The following is a 594-nucleotide window of genomic DNA, read 5'->3' as shown; positions in this document are numbered from 1 at the left end:
CGTTAATCCTTGGCGCTATTCACCTTCCTTCGAGGCGTGTAGAGTTGGCCGCTGCGTAGCAGCACATCGACCAGACGCACGAGTTTTCTTGCCGTTAAGACGAGGGCGCGTTTGTGTTGATTCTTGGGCACTTCGTGATACTTCTTCCGGTAATATTCACCGAATTCTTCATCGCGCATCCTAACCGAGTTGGCAGCTTCAACGAGGTAGTAGCGCAGGAATCGGTTGCCGGATTTGATGCGGGCGGTGTCCTCCGCCTCGAAGACGCCGGACTGGTGCCTGCGCCACGTCAGACCCGCGTACTTGGCGACGGCGGCTTGATCCTTGAACCGTTCAATATCGCCGAGTTCGCCGAGCAGACCGGCTGCATAGACTTTGCCGATGCCGGGCACTGACAGCAAGCACTGAGCGCCTTGAATGCCGTCGAGGACCCGCTCGATCGCTTTGTCGAGATCCTTGAGCTGCTTCTGGATGCTGCGGATGGATTCGATGGAGGTGCCGAGCACCAGGTCAATCGAATCCTCCACGACCTTGGACAGCCGATAGGAGGCGCGGGCAGCTTGCTGAATGCAGCGGGCGACCCGCTCGGGATCG

1 protein-coding gene is annotated in these 594 nt (G+C 58.8%); it reads right to left on the bottom strand.

Going from position 1 to position 594, the window contains the following annotated elements; genetic code table 11:
• Nucleotides 1-2: 2 nt before the first annotated feature.
• Nucleotides 3-594, bottom strand: a 592-nt coding sequence (locus POTG_RS22595; protein ID WP_009227172.1) for an IS110 family transposase, incomplete at its 5' end; no start/stop codon positions are given.

The sequence above is a fragment of the Paenibacillus sp. oral taxon 786 str. D14 genome, from assembly GCF_000159955.1.
In the GTDB taxonomy this organism is placed as follows: Bacteria; Bacillota; Bacilli; order Paenibacillales; family Paenibacillaceae; genus Fontibacillus; species Fontibacillus phoenicis.
The sequence above is the reverse complement of the archived record's forward strand: the minus strand, read 5'-3'. Positions and strand labels throughout refer to the sequence as shown.